The organism is Rhizobium sp. WSM1328, assembly GCF_057653715.1.
This window is the reverse complement of record NZ_CM172788.1, coordinates 3045318-3063185: the sequence shown is the minus strand read 5'-3', so window position 1 is coordinate 3063185 and position 17868 is coordinate 3045318. Positions and strand designations below refer to the sequence as shown.

General features: G+C 61.8%; 19 protein-coding genes. 11 read left to right on the top strand and 8 right to left on the bottom strand.

The window, feature by feature from the left end; all coding sequences use genetic code 11:
• Nucleotides 1-129: 129 nt before the first annotated feature.
• The 5 genes from AC2444_RS15570 (at nt 130) to queF (ending at nt 4906) form a co-directional block, all read left to right on the top strand.
• Nucleotides 130-2319: an anthranilate synthase gene (locus tag AC2444_RS15570; protein ID WP_012758490.1), complete on the top strand. Its 2190-nt coding sequence runs from the start codon at nt 130-132 to the stop codon at nt 2317-2319.
• A 128-nt stretch (nt 2320-2447) separates the two neighbouring features.
• Nucleotides 2448-2687: a hypothetical protein gene (locus AC2444_RS15565; protein ID WP_003541831.1), complete on the top strand. Its 240-nt coding sequence runs from the start codon at nt 2448-2450 to the stop codon at nt 2685-2687.
• A 15-nt stretch (nt 2688-2702) separates the two neighbouring features.
• On the top strand, nt 2703-3374 hold the full coding sequence (locus AC2444_RS15560; protein WP_012758489.1) for a DUF2161 domain-containing phosphodiesterase: 672 nt from the start codon (nt 2703-2705) through the stop codon (nt 3372-3374).
• Nucleotides 3375-3527: 153 nt separating this feature from the next.
• On the top strand, nt 3528-4442 hold the full coding sequence (gene emfA / locus AC2444_RS15555; protein WP_012758488.1) for a CDF family cation efflux transporter EmfA: 915 nt from the start codon (nt 3528-3530) through the stop codon (nt 4440-4442).
• Nucleotides 4442-4906 (top strand): preQ(1) synthase, encoded by a 465-nt coding sequence (gene queF / locus AC2444_RS15550; protein WP_012758487.1) that lies wholly within the window; start codon nt 4442-4444, stop codon nt 4904-4906. Before emfA ends, queF begins: the two co-directional genes overlap by 1 nt.
• 125 nt (nt 4907-5031) lie before the next feature.
• On the opposite strand, the gene AC2444_RS15545 is transcribed toward queF, so the two are convergent.
• Entirely contained in the window at nt 5032-5823 is a 792-nt protein-coding gene (locus AC2444_RS15545; RefSeq protein WP_012758486.1) for a DUF2076 domain-containing protein, read from the bottom strand.
• 325 nt (nt 5824-6148) lie between these two features.
• On the opposite strand from AC2444_RS15545, the gene AC2444_RS15540 reads away from it, so the two are divergent.
• The 3 genes from AC2444_RS15540 (at nt 6149) to leuA (ending at nt 10353) form a co-directional block, all read left to right on the top strand.
• Nucleotides 6149-6733: an ATP-dependent Clp protease proteolytic subunit gene (locus AC2444_RS15540; RefSeq protein WP_003561390.1), complete on the top strand. Its 585-nt coding sequence runs from the start codon at nt 6149-6151 to the stop codon at nt 6731-6733.
• Between the two features lie 209 nt (nt 6734-6942).
• Complete coding sequence (locus AC2444_RS15535) at nt 6943-8172, top strand: benzoate/H(+) symporter BenE family transporter (protein ID WP_041935562.1); 1230 nt, start codon at nt 6943-6945, stop codon at nt 8170-8172.
• A gap of 429 nt (nt 8173-8601) precedes the next feature.
• Nucleotides 8602-10353, top strand: coding sequence for a 2-isopropylmalate synthase (gene leuA, locus AC2444_RS15530; protein WP_017994838.1), 1752 nt, complete (start codon nt 8602-8604; stop codon nt 10351-10353).
• Nucleotides 10354-10453: 100 nt separating this feature from the next.
• Here leuA and AC2444_RS15525 read toward each other — a convergent pair whose 3' ends face one another.
• On the bottom strand, nt 10454-10963 hold the full coding sequence (locus AC2444_RS15525) for a winged helix-turn-helix transcriptional regulator (protein WP_017994837.1): 510 nt from the start codon (nt 10961-10963) through the stop codon (nt 10454-10456).
• A gap of 5 nt (nt 10964-10968) precedes the next feature.
• On the opposite strand from AC2444_RS15525, the gene AC2444_RS15520 reads away from it, so the two are divergent.
• On the top strand, nt 10969-11949 hold the full coding sequence (locus AC2444_RS15520; RefSeq protein WP_012758482.1) for a quinone oxidoreductase family protein: 981 nt from the start codon (nt 10969-10971) through the stop codon (nt 11947-11949).
• Nucleotides 11950-12273: 324 nt separating this feature from the next.
• Here AC2444_RS15520 and AC2444_RS15515 read toward each other — a convergent pair whose 3' ends face one another.
• From AC2444_RS15515 to AC2444_RS15500, 4 genes are all read right to left on the bottom strand, one after another.
• Nucleotides 12274-13119: an anti-sigma factor family protein gene (locus AC2444_RS15515; RefSeq protein ID WP_012758481.1), complete on the bottom strand. Its 846-nt coding sequence runs from the start codon at nt 13117-13119 to the stop codon at nt 12274-12276.
• 2 nt (nt 13120-13121) lie between these two features.
• On the bottom strand, nt 13122-13631 hold the full coding sequence (locus AC2444_RS15510; protein WP_012758480.1) for an RNA polymerase sigma factor: 510 nt from the start codon (nt 13629-13631) through the stop codon (nt 13122-13124).
• 187 nt (nt 13632-13818) lie between these two features.
• Nucleotides 13819-14379 carry a tetratricopeptide repeat protein gene (locus tag AC2444_RS15505; protein ID WP_003561379.1) on the bottom strand — a complete coding sequence of 187 codons (561 nt, stop codon included), beginning with the start codon at nt 14377-14379 and terminating at the stop codon, nt 13819-13821.
• 159 nt (nt 14380-14538) lie between these two features.
• The gene (locus AC2444_RS15500; protein ID WP_012758479.1) at nt 14539-15447 is read right to left on the bottom strand and encodes a metallophosphoesterase family protein; all 909 of its coding nucleotides are present in this window, start codon (nt 15445-15447) and stop codon (nt 14539-14541) included.
• 73 nt (nt 15448-15520) lie between these two features.
• Here AC2444_RS15500 and AC2444_RS15495 point away from each other — a divergent pair, with 73 nt between their 5' ends.
• Complete coding sequence (locus tag AC2444_RS15495; RefSeq protein ID WP_012758478.1) at nt 15521-15997, top strand: NUDIX domain-containing protein; 477 nt, start codon at nt 15521-15523, stop codon at nt 15995-15997.
• 81 nt (nt 15998-16078) lie between these two features.
• Here the strand turns inward: AC2444_RS15495 and AC2444_RS15490 are convergent, their stop codons facing one another.
• Complete coding sequence (locus AC2444_RS15490; RefSeq protein ID WP_012758477.1) at nt 16079-17089, bottom strand: glutathione S-transferase family protein; 1011 nt, start codon at nt 17087-17089, stop codon at nt 16079-16081.
• 5 nt (nt 17090-17094) lie between these two features.
• Complete coding sequence (locus AC2444_RS15485) at nt 17095-17319, bottom strand: hypothetical protein (RefSeq protein ID WP_164902749.1); 225 nt, start codon at nt 17317-17319, stop codon at nt 17095-17097.
• Here AC2444_RS15485 and AC2444_RS15480 point away from each other — a divergent pair.
• Entirely contained in the window at nt 17284-17847 is a 564-nt protein-coding gene (locus tag AC2444_RS15480; RefSeq protein ID WP_080518576.1) for a GNAT family N-acetyltransferase, read from the top strand. The genes AC2444_RS15485 and AC2444_RS15480 overlap by 36 nt on opposite strands.
• Nucleotides 17848-17868 lie beyond the last annotated feature (21 nt).

Below are 17868 nucleotides of genomic sequence, written 5' to 3'. Positions count from 1 at the left end.
TGGTGGGTTCGCTAAGGCGGCCTCGACCAATCGTGTCCAAAGACGACGAGTGAGCCGCCCGAAACTTCGAGGCGGCTTTTTTTGTTTTATGGCCGCCTGTCGTCCGGGCCCCGATAACGGAGTGGAACAATGGTAACGATCCTGCGGGATGATGGTGCGGAAATCTACGAGACCAAGGGCGGCATTACGGTCACGCGGCAGCGGCGGGCGATCCCCTACGGCGATGCGGTCTCTTCCTATGTCGACAAGCTCGACGAGCGCCGCGGCGCGGTGTTTTCGTCGAACTACGAATATCCCGGCCGCTATACGCGCTGGGATACCGCCGTCGTCGATCCGCCGCTCGGAATCTCTTCCTTCGGGCGCGACGTCTGGATCGAGGCCTATAATGAACGCGGCGAGGTGATCCTCGGCTTCGTGATCGAGCGGCTGAAGACCGTGTCCGACATCGTGCTCGGCGCTTCCTCGGCCCGCCGCCTCGACCTCACCGTCAAGACGCCGGACCGGGTGTTCACCGAGGAAGAACGCTCGAAGATGCCGACGGTCTTCACCGTGCTGCGCGCCGTCACCGACCTATTTTATTCGCAGGCGGATGCAAGCCTCGGCTTCTACGGCGCCTTCGGATACGACATCGCCTTCCAGTTCGACGCGATTAATCTGAAGCTGACGCGGCCCTCCGATCAGCGTGACATGGTGCTCTACCTGCCGGACGAGATCCTCGTCGTCGACAACTATTCCGCCAAGGCCTGGGTCGACCGTTACGACTTCGAAAAAGGCGGCGTGTCGACCGAGGGCAAGGCCCAGGATATCGCCGCGGAGCCCTTCAAACACACGGATGCCATTCCGCCGAAGAGCGATCACCGACCGGGCGAATATGCCGAGCTCGTCACCAAGGCGAAGGAAAGTTTCCGCAAGGGCGACCTTTTCGAAGTCGTGCCCGGGCAGAAATTCATGGAGCGCTGCGATAGCAAGCCGTCCGACATTTCAAAGCGGCTGAAGGCGATCAATCCCTCGCCCTATTCCTTCTTCATCAATCTCGGCCATCAGGAATATCTGGTCGGCGCCTCGCCTGAAATGTTCGTGCGCGTTTCCGGCCGTCGCATAGAGACCTGCCCGATTTCGGGCACGATCAAGCGCGGCGACGACCCGATCGCCGACAGCGAGCAGATCCTGAAGCTGCTGAATTCCAAGAAGGACGAATCCGAGCTCACCATGTGCTCGGATGTCGACCGCAACGACAAAAGCCGTGTCTGCGAGCCGGGTTCGGTCAAGGTGATCGGCCGCCGGCAGATCGAGATGTATTCGCGCCTCATCCACACGGTCGACCATATCGAAGGGCGGCTGCGCGACGACATGGACGCCTTCGACGGTTTCCTCAGCCACGCCTGGGCCGTTACCGTCACCGGCGCCCCGAAGCTCTGGGCGATGCGCTTCATCGAGAGCCATGAAAAGAGCCCACGCGCCTGGTATGGTGGGGCGATCGGCATGGTCGGTTTCAACGGCGATATGAACACCGGCCTGACGCTGCGCACCGTGCGCATCAAGGATGGTATCGCCGAGGTGCGCGCCGGTGCGACGCTGCTCAACGATTCCATTCCTGACGAAGAAGAAGCCGAAACAGAACTGAAGGCCTCTGCCATGCTTTCCGCCATCCGAGACGCCAAGACGGGTAATTCCGGCAGGGTTCAGCGCGACGTCGCAGGCGTCGGCAAGGGCGTCAGCATCCTGCTCGTCGATCACGAGGACAGCTTCGTCCACACGCTCGCCAATTACTTCCGCCAGACGGGGGCGACGGTTTCGACCGTGCGCACGCCGGTGCCGGAGGAAATCTTCGACAGGCTGAACCCGGACCTCGTTGTGCTGTCGCCGGGACCCGGAACGCCCAAGGATTTCGATTGCAAGGCGACGATCAAGAAGGCGCGGGCGCGCAACCTGCCGATCTTCGGTGTCTGCCTCGGCCTGCAGGCGCTCGCCGAAGCCTATGGCGGGGAGTTGCGTCATCTGGCGGTGCCGATGCACGGCAAGCCCTCGCGCATCCGCGTGCTGGAGCCGGGCATCGTCTTCTCCGGCCTTGCCAAGGAGGTGACGGTCGGCCGCTACCACTCGATCTTCGCCGATCCTTCGACGCTGCCGCGCGAGTTCATCATCACGGCGGAAAGCGACGACGGCACGATCATGGGCATCGAACACGCGAAGGAACCGATCGCCGCGGTGCAGTTCCATCCAGAATCCATCATGACGCTCGGTGGCGATGCCGGGATGCGGATGATCGAAAATGTCGTGGCGCATCTGGCGCGCAAGGTGAAGACGAAGGCTGCCTGAGGATTTCGACGGTTATTCGGCCTGCTCTTTCCCCCGACTGCGGGGAGGGGCAGGCCGTTTTCGAAAGGCCGGTTGACTTCTTCAGGCAAATCAGAACATTTCAGGAACGATCAATCGGGATATTCGACGTGGCCAATGCTGAAAAGTTCATCGTTCTTCCCTATCGCAAGAACCGCGGCAATCTCGTCCCCGGTGAAATGCGCCAGGCATCGAACTCCGTCAGCGCGGAGAAAATTGCCTCGGCGATGTCGGAGCGTTTTGTCGGCGTGGCGGCCTATGCGGTGATCGTCGATGAAGAAACCGGAGATATGTCGTCGCCGCGATTGCTTGCACGATATGGCGAGATTGCCGATCTCAACGCCGCCTGAGGCGCGGTTTTCAGCATGGAGACATCGCTCTACCTGCCGGTCAAAGCTTTCCTGGAGGCGGCGGGTTATGTCGTGAAGGGTGAGGTCGGCGGGTGCGATCTCGTTGGCTTGAGCGATGCCGAGCCGCCGGTCGTGGTGGTCTGCGAACTCAAGCTCTCCTTCAACCTCGAGCTTGTTCTCCAGGCGGTCGATCGCGCGGCGATGAGCGATGAGGTCTGGATCGCGGCCCGCGTCTCCGCCAAGGGTCGGGGGCGGGAGACCGACAAACGCTATCGCGATCTCTGCCGCAGGCTCGGCATCGGCATGCTCGGCGTCTCCGATAGCGGCGAGGTCAGCGTTATCGTCAGTTCCGTCTCGCCGATGCCGCGCACCAATCCCAAGCGGCGGACGCGCCTCGTCAAGGAGCATCAGCGCCGCCGCGGCGATCCCGCCATCGGCGGCAGCACGCGGGCGCCGATCATGACCGCCTATCGCCAGCAGGTGCTGCTCTGCGCCGCCGCAATCGAGCGTGGGGTCGGGCGGCCGCGCGATATGAAGGCTCAGGTGCCCAATGCCGGCCGCATCCTGCTCGACAACGTCTACGGATGGTTCGAGCGCAAGGAGAAGGGCGTTTATGCGCTGACGCCTGCAGGGCAGGCCGCGCTCTTGCGCTGGCCGCAAATTGTTCTCGCCGACCCCGCTCCTTGAGTCGCGCGGAAGGGAGTCTCATTGCCCTTTGACAAATCCGCCGTCTTCCCCCATATCACCATCAACTGAACCGCCTGCGCGACATTCGCGTGGGCGGTTTTGCGTTTCAACGGCTTGAAAGCTGCAATTCATTCGCAACCGCAGGGGAACGATATGAGTGACAACGGCGATCTTACGGTTCGCAAGTTGGCGATGTGGGGGATTCCGCTGTCGCTCGGCGTCATGGGGCTGAAGATGGTGGCCTGGTGGTTCACCGGGTCGGTGGCGCTGCTGTCGGACGGGCTCGAATCATCGGTCAACGTCGTCGCAGCCTTCATCGCATTCTTCGTCATTCGCTATGCGCAAAAGCCGGCCGATCACGACCATCCTTTCGGCCATCATAAGGCGGAATATCTGTCAGCGGTTACCGAGGGCGCGCTGATCGTCGTCGCTGCCCTGCTGATCGTCAACGAGGCGGTTGGTTATCTCGCCGAGCCACGCATGCTGGATGCACCCGTGCTCGGCCTTGCGATCAACTTCGCGGCCGGTGTCATCAATGCGATCTGGGCGCGCTTGCTGATCAGAACCGGACGCAGACATCGCTCGCCAGCGCTGACGGCGGATGGGCAGCATATCATGTCCGATGTCGTAACCTCTGTCGGCGTGCTCATTGGCCTGCTGCTGGCGCTGGCGACGGGGTATGCGATCTTCGACCCGGTGCTCGCCATCCTCGTTGCCGTCAACATCCTCTATCAGGGCTGGAAGGTGATCTCGCAATCGATCGGCGGGCTGATGGACCAGGCGGTCGAGCCGCAGGAGGAGGAGGCGATCAAACAGGCGATCGCTGCCCACGCGGAGGGCTCGATCGGCGTGCACGACCTGAAAACGCGCCGCGCGGGCACCGTCACCTTCATCGATTTTCACATGGTGGTGCCCGGCGGGATGTCGGTGCGGCAGGCGCATGATATATGCGACCGCCTTGAGGATGCCATCAGGGCGGTGCACCAGGGCGCCACGATCGCAATTCATGTGGAGCCGGAGGGCGAGAAGGCTCACGGCATCCGCGTCAAAGTCGTCAAGGAGGCATGATGCCGAATACAGATGTTTCCAGCCTGTCGATGCTGGGTCAGCAAACCGAAACCGCGCAATCGCCTGAGGAGGCGGTGCTTGAAAAAGTGCCGTCCAACCATGCCGGCACCGATTATGTCGTGCGCTTCACCGCGCCGGAATTCACCTCGCTCTGCCCGATGACCGGGCAGCCGGATTTCGCCCATATCGTCATCGATTACATTCCGGGCGAATGGCTGGTGGAATCGAAGTCGCTGAAGCTCTTCCTGCATTCCTTCCGCAATCACGGCGCTTTCCACGAAGATTGTTCGGTCTACATCGCCAAGCGCATCGTCGAACTGCTTGATCCCAGGTGGCTCAGAATCGGCGCCTACTGGTATCCGCGCGGCGGTATTCCGATCGACGTCTTCTGGCAGACGGGCAAGCCGCCGGAAGGCGTCTGGCTGCCGGAGCAGGGCGTTGCCACCTATCGCGGCCGTGGGTGAGCAGCGGTCGGGCAAAGCCCGACCAATCGATCCAGTGAATCGATTGCAGCGGCGAACGCCCTGAGCCTAGAGCGAAGGGCCGGGCAACGGTGCGGCAATCGCTATCCGTCTCCGGCCGCTACACCTCAAACATCCGTAACGTTGTCGCCGGACGAGTCGTCGATGGAATCGTCGCCGTCGTCGTAATCGGCCTGCTGCAGGTCGGCCCTGTTGTCCTTGTCATCGGCCGTGTTGTCCGCGGCCTGGCGGGTGTCGTCATTGCCGTAATAATTGTTGATGACGGTTTCTTCGGTCGGCGCGCTGGCATTGCCGAAGGGATTGGCGCCGAAGGGCGAGCCCCAGCCGAGCGAGGACATGTGGTTGCCGAAGATGCCGCTCAGCGAGTTGGCAAGCAGCATGCCGCCGGCGACACCTGCCGCCGTGCCGAGCGCGCCATGCAGGAAGCTGCCGCCGGCAGACGGCGCAGAGGCCTGCTGGGTCCAGGGGCCGGTCGGCTGTTGCGGCGGCTGGCGGACATCGCGTTCGTAGCCGCGGGAATCGTCATAGCCGCGGGACTGCTGGCCCCAGGGACCGGGATTGGAGGGGCCAGGATTGGAGGGGACTGGCGCCGGTTGCTGCGTCTGGGTGTTGCCGAAGATCGAGCTCAGAAAGCCGCCGCCCTGCTCGGCCTGACGGTGTTCGCTCTCGCCGGCTTCCAACTGGCGGACACGCTCTTCGAGTTCCTTGATGTGGTTGGCGGCTGCCTCAAGCCCCTTTTCCTGAACGATGACGGCCTGGGCCAGGTAATAGGTGGCGGAGGGTTGTTCGCGCGTCGCCTGGTCGATCAGGGCCTCGGCGTCGCGGTCGCGCGGTGTGGCCGCGGCGGTGCGTACGCGGTCGAAGAGGGCGGTCAGCAATTGGCGTTCTTCGGGTGACATGTCCTGTCTCCTAATGATCTAGAGCGCCGCGCGTCGGACGCGCTAAGGACGCTCTATCAATTTAAAACTGCGCATAATCCTTTCCGACAATCGATTCCGATTTCGGGGTTATGCGCTGGCGGCGTTTGCCGCGTGAGGTTGAGGTAGGAACCGATTTAGGCTTTTCAAAGCCTTTCGCCGTTACAATTCAGTAAGGCTTGCAGAACGGCGCGCGGCTTCTTAAGGATATCTCCATCGCTTCGGTGCCTTGTGTTTTTCTCGCATTGTTTTAGGCATTGAGTCGCACTATGTGCGAGGAACCCGAATTCATCTCCAAGAGGTTCGAATGAACGACGAAGACCAGGACGACAAGACGAAGGAACTGCCGCTCGGCAAGGAAACGGAGGCGAATCTTTTCAAGTCGCGTTCGATCTTCATCTACGGACCGATCAATCAGGAATTGGCGCAGAAGGTCTGCTCGCAGCTTGTGGCACTTGCCGCGGCCAGCGACGAGGACATCCGCATCTATGTCAATTCGCCCGGTGGCCACGTCGAATCCGGCGATTCCATTCATGACATGATCAAGTTCATCAAGCCGAAGGTCTGGATGATCGGCACCGGTTGGGTCGCCTCCGCTGGCGCGCTGATCTATGTCGCCACTCCGAAGGAGCGGCGCCTGTGCCTGCCGAACACGCGCTTCCTGCTGCATCAGCCCTCCGGCGGCACGCGCGGCATGGCATCCGACATCGAAATCCAGGCGCGCGAGATCATCAAGATGAACGAGCGCTTGAACAGGATCATGGCAGCGGCCACCGGCCAGCCGCTCGACAAGATCGACAAGGATACGGATCGCGACTACTGGCTTTCGGCCGAAGAGGCGAAGGAGTATGGCCTCGTTTCACGGATCGTGACGTCGCAGGCCGATATCTAAGTTTTCTCAGCCAAAGCTGCCAAGAACCCGCCCTTGCCTGCCGATCGCAGGTGAGGGCGTTTTGTTTTCGGCCAGAGCCTTTCCTGGTCAGAATGCTGCAATCTGGCCAGGAAAGGCTTTAGTGCTTGAACGGAGATGATCTCCTAGCGGCAAGGTCTGAACGGAAAGCACTGAATCCAGACTTGCGCCTGCGGCAACCATCATGCTCCATGCGGCATTCGCGCAGCTCGAGTCCCGCCATGCTCAAAGATTTTTCCGTCCAAGCCCTGTTCATGGGGCTGCTGACCGCCTTCGTCGGTTCCGCCAGTTCCTTCGCCGTTGTACTGCACGGGCTGCAGGCGGTCGGCGCCACGGATGTACAGGCGGCTTCCGGGCTGATGGCATTGTCGATTTCCATGGGCGTCTGCGCGATCGTGCTGAGTGCCGTGACCAGATTGCCGGTCAGCATCGCCTGGTCGACACCGGGTGCCGCACTGCTGGCAAGCACCGGGGCGATCGAGGGCGGCTTCAATGCGGCGGTCGGGGCATTCCTGATCTGTGCTGCGCTGATTATCCTTGCGGGACTGTTCAAGCCGCTCGGGCGAGCGGTTGCCGCCATTCCGGCACCACTCGGCAATGCAATGCTCGCCGGCGTGCTGATCGGCCTCTGCTTCGCGCCGGTAAAGGCGATCGGCTTCAATCCGCTGTTCGGCCTGCCGATCGTCGTCGCTTGGATCGTCGTCGGCGCCTTCAAGCGGCTTTGGGCGGTGCCGGCAGCACTCGCGGCCTTCGTGCTGGTGCTCGCCTTCGGCGTCGATATCCCTGACGGTGCGCTCGGCTCGCTGGAACAATCACTGGTGCCAACGGCGGAAATCGTCCGACCGGTGTTCAATCTTGCCGGCCTCATCTCGATCGCGCTGCCGCTCTTCATCGTCACCATGGCCTCGCAGAACATTCCGGGTATCGCGGTGCTGAAGGTCAACCATTACGATCCGAAGCCCGGCCCGCTCTTTGCCGTCACCGGCTTCTTCTCGCTGCTGTCGGCGCCGTTCGGCGGCCACGCCGTTAATCTGGCGGCCATCACCGCGGCGATGTGCGCCGGACAGGACGCCCATGCCGATCCGAAGCGGCGCTATTGGGCGTCACTCATCGCCGGTGTCGGCTATATCATTCTCGGGCTGCTCGCCGGCGCGGTGACGGCCTTCGTCGCCCTTGCGCCTTCCATCCTGATCGAGGCGGTGGCCGGCCTGGCGCTGGTCGGCGCCTTCTCGTCCTCGGCAATGTCGGCCTTCCAGGCGCCGGACTCACGTGAGGCGGCGGCAATCACCTTCCTCGTCACCGCCTCCGGCGTTTCCTTCGGCGGTATTTCCGGCGCCTTCTGGGGCCTGCTCGCGGGTGGGCTGATGCTGGCGCTGTCGCGGCTGGTGAGGCTTTGGAAAGACCGAGCTCAGTCGAGGTAACGGAAGGTCGTTCTGCCCTTCAAATGCCGGATCCTGGCGCTTTCAAGCAACTCCGCCGGCAATAGATGGGCAGTTGGTCGAATGTTGGCGGCGATCAAAAGCCGGGCAAGGACTTGCCAGCTCTACCGTCCGAGGCTATAAGCGCGCTCATGAAGACCACTGGCGCCAGAATTTCTGACACGATTGCACGCGGCCGCATTGCCCTGCGTGACAATACGCGCGCCCTGACCTCGCTTCTTCTCCTCGGCCTTACGCGCGGTTGTCGGGTCCTTTGAGGAGCGCCCGGCGGCCGAAAGCCCGCCCGGCCATCGCTCCTCGCGACTCACTTTCAAAATTGACCTAACGACCGACAAGGTCCGCATTTGTTTATCGCCAAGCCCGACGTGATCGGCTAAGAGCGGGCAAATGCCGGGACGAGGAGACGATACGATGGACGCGAAGACGCAATCCTCCGAGAATAAAGCGGCCTCAAAGAGCGGAACGAATTCCGCAAAAGGCATGCCCGATGCCGCGGCAAAATACCGGGCCTATCCGCAGGTGAACATTCCCGACCGCACATGGCCGACGAAGACCATTACCAAGGCACCGGTCTGGTGCTCGGTCGACCTGCGCGACGGCAACCAGGCACTCGTCGACCCGATGGGCCACGATCGCAAGGCGCGCATGTTCCAGCTGTTGATCGAGATGGGCTTCAAGGAAATCGAGATCGGTTTCCCCTCGGCTTCACAGACCGATTTCGACTTCGCCCGTTGGTGCGTGGAGGAGGGCAATGTGCCCGACGACGTCTCCCTGCAGGTATTGGTGCAGTGCCGCCCGGAACTCATCACCCGCACCTTCGAAGCGCTGGAAGGCGCAAACCGGCCGATCGTGCATTTCTACAACTCCACCAGCGAGTTGCAGCGCCGCGTCGTCTTCGCCAAGGATGTGCAGGGCATCAAGCAGATCGCCGTCGATGCCGCCAAGATGATCACCGATATGGCCACGAAGGCCGGCGGCGGTTATCGTTTCGAATATTCCCCGGAGAGCTTTACCGGCACGGAACTCGATGTGGCGCTGGAGATCTGCAACGCCGTCATCGAGGTCGTCAAGCCGGCGCCCGATAACAAGCTGATCATCAACCTGCCGTCCACCGTCGAGATGGCGACGCCGAACGTCTATGCCGACCAGATCGAATGGATGTGCCGCAACCTCGACAATCGCGAGAACCTGATCGTTTCGCTGCATCCGCATAACGACCGCGGCACCGGCATTGCCGCTGCCGAACTGGCACTGCTGGCAGGTGCCGACCGCGTCGAAGGCACGCTGTTCGGCAATGGCGAGCGTACCGGCAATGTCGACATGGTGACGATGGCGCTGAACATGTTCACGCAAGGCGTCGATCCCGAGATCGACTGCTCGAATATCGAACGCATCAAGGAAGTGTTCGAATATTCGAACCAGATGGCGATCGGCGAGCGCCATCCTTACGTCGGAGAATTGGTCTACACCGCCTTCTCCGGCTCGCATCAGGACGCGATCAACAAGGGTATGAAGGCAGCGCAGGTCGCCAATCATCCGATGTGGGAAGTCCCATACCTGCCGATCGACCCGCGCGATGTCGGTCGTTCCTACGAGGCGATCATCCGCATCAACTCTCAGTCTGGCAAGGGCGGTATCGCCTATATCCTGCAGCAGGATTACGGGCTGAACCTGCCGCGCAACCTGCAAGTGGAATTCCGCGAGGACATCCAGCGCATCACCGACGTCGAGGGCAAAGAGCTTCCGTCCCGGCGCATCTACGACCGCTTCATCGAGCGCTACGTGACGCAGCCGGAAGGCCGGCTGCGCTTCGTCGACCATCACACCTATCCCGACACCGAGCACAAGGGCCAGCGGATCGTCGCAGCCGAGATCACCGACAATGGGGAGATCAAGCGCATCGAAGGGCGCGGCAACGGTCCGATCGACGGCTTCATCAATGCGCTGTCGCATTATCTCGGCGTCGACATGTCGGTCGAGGACTATTCCGAGCATTCGCTCCAGCATGGCTCGAACGCAGCGGCGATCTCCTATGTCGAGATCTCCTATCCCGGCGGCAAGCTCTTCGGCGCCGGCATCAATACCAACATCGTCGCGGCGTCGCTGGAAGCGATCGTCTCGGCCGCCAACCGCGTCCTCGACGTGAAGGCCGGCAAAGCCTAATCGGCCTTTGTCGGTTAGGTCTCAGGCCGAGACCGCTCTACTGCATAATTCCTTAAATCGGAATCGATTTAAGGATAAAATTATGTAGCAATTCAAAGTGTTACAGCGCCTTATGCGCGTCTGAAAAGACGCGCTGCGCTGTAGCGCGGCGCGGCCTGACGATGCAGTCGGCGATATCGGCGGCTTCGTTTCGCGCCTCGGCATGGCGCTGACCCCATTGGCAGAGCGCCAGCAGCACCGGTTCGAGGCCGAGGCCGAGTTCGGTCGCGCTGTATTCGACGCGGACGGGGACTTCAGCGAAGATCTGGCGGGCGACCAGCCCGTGCTCCTCCATCTCGCGCAGTTGCTGGATCAGCACCTTCTGGGTAATGGCGGGCATCATCCGTTTCAGCTCCGACAGACGCTTCGGGCCGGAGAAGACGTAATAGAGGATGACCGGCTTCCAGCGCCCCGAGATCACCTTCAGCGCGCGTTCGACGGGCAGCTCGGGGAGTCTTTTCATCGGCTCAGCCATGGTCACCTCCTGGTGGGTAGGGCACGAAAGAGTGTGTATTTTCATCTGATGTTCTATTGCTAAACCTGCCCCACGCCAATCAGACGTGAGGTTCACCTGCCATGAAAGCCGTCCAATTCAATCGCTTCGGTCCGCCAGATGTCCTCGAGCTCGTGGAACTGCCGGTCCCCGAGCCGGGACCGGACGAGGTGCTTGTCCGCGTCCACGCGGCGGGCGTCAACTTCTTCGAGGTGTTGATGCGGGCCGACCGCTATGCCGTGACGCCCGACCTGCCGATGTTTCCCGGTGTCGAGGTCGCGGGTACGATCGAGCGAGCAGGGCCTGGTGCCGACCGCTCGCTCATTGGTACGCGCGTTGCCGTTCCTCTCTTTGCGATGGGGCGCGGTTCGGGCGGTTATGCCGAGTTCGTTGCGGTCGATGGCGGGGCGGTGGTGCAACTGCCCGGTGCGGTTTCTTTCGAGGCGGCCGCCGCGCTGATGGTGCAGGGGTTGACGGCGCTGCACCTCCTACGCCGCAGTCCAGTGAAAGGCAAAAACGTTCTCGTCAATGCGGCAGCCGGCGGTGTCGGTTCGCTCCTCCTGCAGCTGGCGAGGCGCGACGGGACGAAGATGGTGATCGCGGCGGCGAGCAGTGACGAGAAGAGGGCGCTTTCCCTGTCGCTTGGCGCCGATCATGCGGTCGATTATACGGCGCCCGGCTGGCAGGAGGATGTCAAGAGGGTGACCGGAGGGCCCGGCGCGGATGTCATCTATGAAACCGTCGGCGGCGCGTTTTCAAGGGCGGCGCTCGATGCGCTGGCGCCTTGCGGGGAACTGGTGCTGGCGGCGATGGGGCGGTTCGGGCTCGGGGCCGCAGATGTCGAGGGCATGCTTGATCACAACCAGTCGATCAAGGGATTTTCGTTGTTGGCGCTGCTGACGCCTCAGGGGGTGCGTGAGGATCTTGCAGCGCTCTTCGAGCTTGCCGCGACGGGCGCCCTGACGGTTATCGACGGCGGTCGTTTCCCACTGCATCAAGCGGCGGAAGCGCATCGCGCCATCGAAGATCGGCGGGCGGTCGGCAAGGTGGTGCTGGTGCCTTAGAGCCTTTCCTGGCCAGCTTGAAGCATTCTGTTGGCTCAAACGGAGTCGGATGGTCGACCGGCCGGCGCGCGTCGTAGCCAGGCTCTACGGCCAAGCCGGCCGGTCGATCAGCCGGCCCGTTTCAGCCAACCCGAAGGGCCGGGCATCTTTACGCCAGGATCAGAGGCGATCGGCTCGGACGTACCAAGAGGTATGCCCTTCGCCAATCGCCTCTGCCCTGACGAAAACCTGCTCCGGCAGAATGCTTCAATCTAACCCGGAAAGGCTCTAAATCAACGTGACGCACGATGTCGGGCGATACTGCTCGGCATCATGCTCCGGCAATCAGATCGCGGTGGCGATCTCCATGGCGAGCTGGCCGAGCGTTGCTTCGGCGGAGGGGCCGGCGAGTACGTAGGAGGTGCCGGCATTGTGCCAGGTCACGAGGCCGATCTCGTCCTTGATCGTTTCCTTGAAATCGTCGGTCTCCGGCGGCTGCGCGTCCTTGCGGAAGCAAATGGAGATGATGTCGCCATCGGCATTCGAATAGACGAGCTGTCCGACGGGGCGGCTGTCGCCGAGGATGACGCGCGCGCCCTGGAAGGTCCAGGCTTCGGCGCTCAGATCCGGCACGCGGAAGGGGACGCCGATTGCGGTCGTCAGCCAGCTGGAGATTTCCTCGGCCTGCGAGGCGGGCACTTCGACGAGATGACGGGGCTGGCGGATCAGCAAGCGCTGATAGGCGGTGACGTCGCCCAGCCAGTCGCTGGTATTGACCGGTGCCGTATTGGTGGTAGCCGTGGTGGCAATCTCGTCGGCATCCGGGGCTGTGCCGACGAAATAGCCGATGCCGCAACCGACGACAAAGAGGATGAGGGCGGCGGCCAGTGCCTGCGGGCCGCTCGGCGCCAGTTTCACTTGCGGGCGCGTGGCGCGCTGGGCGATCGGCGTCTTCGGCGGCTGTGTGCTCTTGATAGAGCGGACCAGGGCAAGCGGGACCGGCTCCTTCAGGATATCGTCGAGGCGGCGGCGGCCGAAATCGGCGCCGTGGCGCAGCTTCTCATGCAGCCGGCGCGCATTCTCGTCGCTTGCCAAGCGCTGCTCCAGTTCGTGCCGCTGTTCGGGCGAGACTTCGCCGTCGAGAAGGGCGGTGAGCTGGGCTTCGAGCGGCAGTTTCCTAAGATCGAGCAAATTCAGAACCTGTGGATCGGGTGGGTGCCGGCAAGCTCGGCGAAATGCAGCCTTGCGGTGGCGAGCTGCGAGACGACGTTTGCCACCGGAATACCCATGATGTCGGCCGCCTGCTGGTAGCTGTGGCCTTCGACGTCGACGAGCAAGAACATGCTGGAAACACCATCCGGCATATCGGAAATCATGTGATGGATGGTGTCGGGATCGACCGCTGCCGAACGTTCGCGCGCGGCCTCGCGAATATCGGTGACGTTGCCGCGGACGGAAGCCTTCGGCTTGCGTTTGCGGTTGTCGTCGGTCCATTGCTGGCGGGCAAGCGTGTAGATCCAGCTTTCCAGCCGGCCTTCGCCGCTCCATTGATGACCCTTGGCGATGGCGCGCTGACAGACGGCCTGAACGAGTTCATCGGCCACGGCAACCTCACCCGCGAGCGTGATCGCGAAGCGGCGAAGGCGGGGCAGGAGGCCGACGAGATCACGCCGGAGATCGATGGTCGTTGCGGGCTGACGCATTGTTTATCCAAGAAGCATTCACAATGGTTTCGCGGACGAAGGGTTCGCCGTCGGGCGCGAAACCGACTTTATCGACGCCGTCGATGCATGAGCTTTATGAAACAAGTCTCCTGCACTTCGCAAGCATCCGGTCGTCTTCAATTCTCTTTCCCAAGGGATTTTCGTATTCTGGCCCGCAAAGCTTGCGTCAATATGTCTTGTAGCCGTTCAAGCTTTGCAGCAGGGCGCGATAGGCCCAGGTGCCTTCGCCGCCGCGATCACGGATTTCGACAAGCTGGACGCGGGCGCCCTGAATATCTCCCTGTTCCACCAGCGCCATGCCCATATAAGAGCGGGCGAGGATATAATTCTCATCCGCCTGCAGCGCCTTGCGGTAGTAGGACATGCCGAGCTCCATGCGGCCGGCCTTGCGGTTAGCGTAGCCGAGATAGTTCAGGATGCGCGGGTCGTTCTGGTTGCGAGCGAGATTGAGCACGGTGATGGCGTTGTCATACTGGCCGGCATAGGCAAACTCGCGAGCGAACTTATAAAGATCGTCGTCGTTGAAGCTGCTCTTCTTCGGGTTGACACATTCCTTCTTGGCCTTGTCCCAGACCTTGCCGCCGGTGCAGGTCTTGGTCGTCTGGGTCTTCGGCGGCGGATTGGTGTCGTCATTGTTGTCGCCGACCGCGAAAGCGGCCGTGGCGATGCCGAAGGCAAAGCCGGCGGCGAGCGAAAGTCTGGACAGGTGACGGAAAGAAGAAGTCATCGGCGCGCTCCGTTCTCAGGCAATGCAGTTGCTCGAATTGTACGCTTACCACTAAAAATACCAAGAGGGTAAGCAACCTCCATGGCAAATGTTGCGACGGTGGGCCGATCTCCTCGCAGATCGATTCAAGTGCTATACAAAAAGAGTCAGGAGCCGGCGCTAAGGCGCGAAAATATCGGTGCTTTCCGGCATCACCGCGTCGCCGGCCCTGTTGAGGCTGAAGCGTTCGCCACTGAGCTCCCAGGCGCCGGGAGAGCCGTCGATGGAGAAGAGGTTGTAGGCGGCGGGCGGCTTGACGCTGCCCGGTCCCTGCGAGGCTGAGGCGATGCCGACGACCGGCACCGGCTGCACCTGGCCGCGCAGCCAATGCAGCGTGTTCAGGTGCGTATGGCCGTGCAGCACGAGTTCGGCGCCGCCTGTCGAAATCACAGCGGCGAAACGGCGGATGCCGATCATCCGTTTGTAGAAGGCCGTGGCGCCGCGGATCGGCGGATGATGGATCATGACAACGCGGAAGAGCCCGGCTTCCCCAGCCGCGCGCAACATGTTGACAGTATCGCGGGCCTGTCGCGCGCCGAAAAAGCCGGAGGCGGCGAAGGGAGGAGTGGCGACCGCCGTCGAACAACCGACAATCGCGACTTTGCCGCGAACACGCAGATAGGGGAAGATATGGCGGTCGTCCTGCCATTGCGGCGGGGCGAGATCGCCGCGGACATAATCGTACCACGCGCGCATCGACTTCTCATAGGCGCCTGGTACATAGGCGTCATGATTGCCGGGAACGACTGACGTGTTCGCAGGGTCGCCGAACGCGCGCAGCCATGCAGCGGCGGCGCGAATCTCAATGCCGCTCGCCAGATTAACGAGGTCGCCGGTGACGGCCAGGTGATCGGCCTGGTGGGCGCGGATGTCGTCGAGCAGCAGATCCAACGTGCTGCCGAAAAGGTGCTTGCGTCGATTTCGATGCCAGTTCACAAAGCCTGTTATGCGTTTTGAAAACAGCTCTTGAATGGAAAGACTGGGCAGCGGCCCGAGGTGGACGTCGGAGATATGCGCGAGCTTGAACATGTTACGAGACATAGACCAGCTTATTGACAAATCAAACACATCGGGCGCGATGAAGAGCTGAAACGGAGTGATAGTGGATAAAGAGAACCGGCCCCTTCACATGAGGCTGGCATTGCGCCTGCTGCATGTCTATTTCAGTTTCGTCCGCAGCATGACCGTGGGCGTGCGGGCTGCCTGTTTCGATGCAGACGGACGCATCTTTCTCGTGCGCCACAGCTATATCGGCGGCTGGCACATGCCGGGCGGCGGGCTGGAGCGCAACGAGACGGTCGAGGAAGCGCTTGCCAAGGAATTGCGCGAGGAGGGCAACCTCAGGATCATCGGCAAGCCGCAGCTGATCCAGGTCTATTTCAATACCACCACCACAAGGCGCGACCATGTCGTCTTCTACCGGGCAATCGTCGAGCAGACGGCGCCGCGGCCGCCGGACTGGGAGATATCCGACAGCGGCTTCTTTTCCCTCGACAGCCTGCCCGAGGGCACGACCAAGGCGACGCATCGCCGTCTCGCCGAGCTTCGCGGCGAGCAGGAGCCCGCCCACCGCTGGTAATTCTCAGGCGGCGGCAAGCGACTGCATAATTTCTTAAATCGGAATCGATTTAGGGATAAAATTATGCAGCAATTCAAAGTTCTACAGCGTCCCTTGCGCGTCTAAAAGGACGCGCGGCGCTGTAGCACGACCGTGCGGACGGTCGAGATCGAGCGCCGGGCCGACGGGAACGATGCCGGTCGGATTGATCGTCTTGTGGCTGCGGTAATAGTGTTCCTTGATGTGCTTCAGGTTCACCGTCTCCGAAACGCCCGCCGTCTGGTAGAGATCGCGGAGATAGTCGGGCAGGTTGGGGTAGTCGGCGATGCGGCGGATGTTGCACTTGAAATGGCCGACATAGACGGCGTCGAAGCGCACCAACGTGGTGAACAGGCGCCAGTCGGCCTCGGTCTGCCTGCTACCGAAGAGGTAGCGGCCCTTGCCGAGGTGTTCATTGAGCATGTCGAGCGTTTCGAACAGCTTGCCGACGTTTTCTTCATAGGCTTGCTGGGTGGTGGCAAAGCCGGCCTTGTAGACGCCGTTGTTGACGGTGTCGTAGACGGTGGCGTTCAGCGCATCGATGTCGGAGCGAAGGTCCTCGGGATAGTAATCGGCCTTCGAGCCGGTCAGCCCGTCGAAGGCACTGTTAAACATGCGGATGATCTCGGCGGATTCGTTGCTGACGATCGTGCCGGTCTTCTTGTCCCAGAGCACGGGAACGGTGACGCGGCCGGAATAGTGCGGATCGGCCTTGACGTAGATCTGCCAAAGCGCGGACGCGCCGAAGAGGTGATCGCCGGTGGCACCGTCGCCGACCTTGAACTCCCAGCCGTTCTCGAGCATCAGCGGATCGACGACCGAAACCGAGATCAGCTCTTCGAGCTTCTTCAGCTTGCGGAAGATCAGCGTGCGATGCGCCCAGGGGCAGGCGAGCGAGACATAAAGATGGTAACGCCCGGCTTCGGCCTTAAAGCCGCCGCTGCCGGAAGGACCGGCCTCACCCTCTAATGTCACCCAGTTGCGGAACTGCGAGGGCTGCCGCTTGAAATGACCCTTGCTCTCCTTCGTGTCGTACCAGGCGTCATGCCAGACGCCGTCCACTAGCATTCCCATGGTCTTCATTCCCTTGATTGCGTGTTGGAACGGAAGATATCGCAGATGGCAGGGCTTTGCAGGCGGTAAAGATTGAACAGTGCGTCACGTCGTGCATTTTGCGTTGGACGGCGGAAATTTTTCCTGCTATCGGCCTTTTCACGATTTTCGGACCCCTGCCTGATGTTCATTTCCAGAAACCCGCGACGACGCTGATGCTCCCGAACGCCCAAGGCGTGTTCGAGACCCATCAATCTGTCCATCCGGTTTCTGTCATCATGTACAAGCACGATCTCGTCTACCTCACTGAAGACGCGTCTCATGACGCCGCCATCGAACACATCAACGAAGAAGCCTTCGGTCCGGGCCGATTCACGCGCGCTGCCGCGCGCATCCGTGAGCAGGGACCCCATGACCTGTCGCTCTCCTTCATCTGCACCGATAACGGTGAGACGATCGCCTCCGTGCGCATGACGCCGGTACTGGCCGGTACAGTGAAGGGCCATCTGCTCGGCCCGCTCGCCGTCCGCCCCTCCCACAAGAACAAGGGCATTGGCCGGGAACTGGTGCGGATCGCGGTGGAGGCAGCAAGACGCAAGGGCTCGGAAGCCGTCATCCTCGTCGGCGACCCGCCCTATTACGGCCCGCTCGGCTTCGAGAAGGTCGCCTACAACGCGCTGTCTTTTCCAGGCCCGGTCGATCCCGGCCGTGTACTCGTCGTTCCGATCGCCGAGGGCGTGCACGCGCTGCTGAAGGGTACGATCGCCTGGCGCGAATGATTTAGAGCGCCGTGCGTCCTT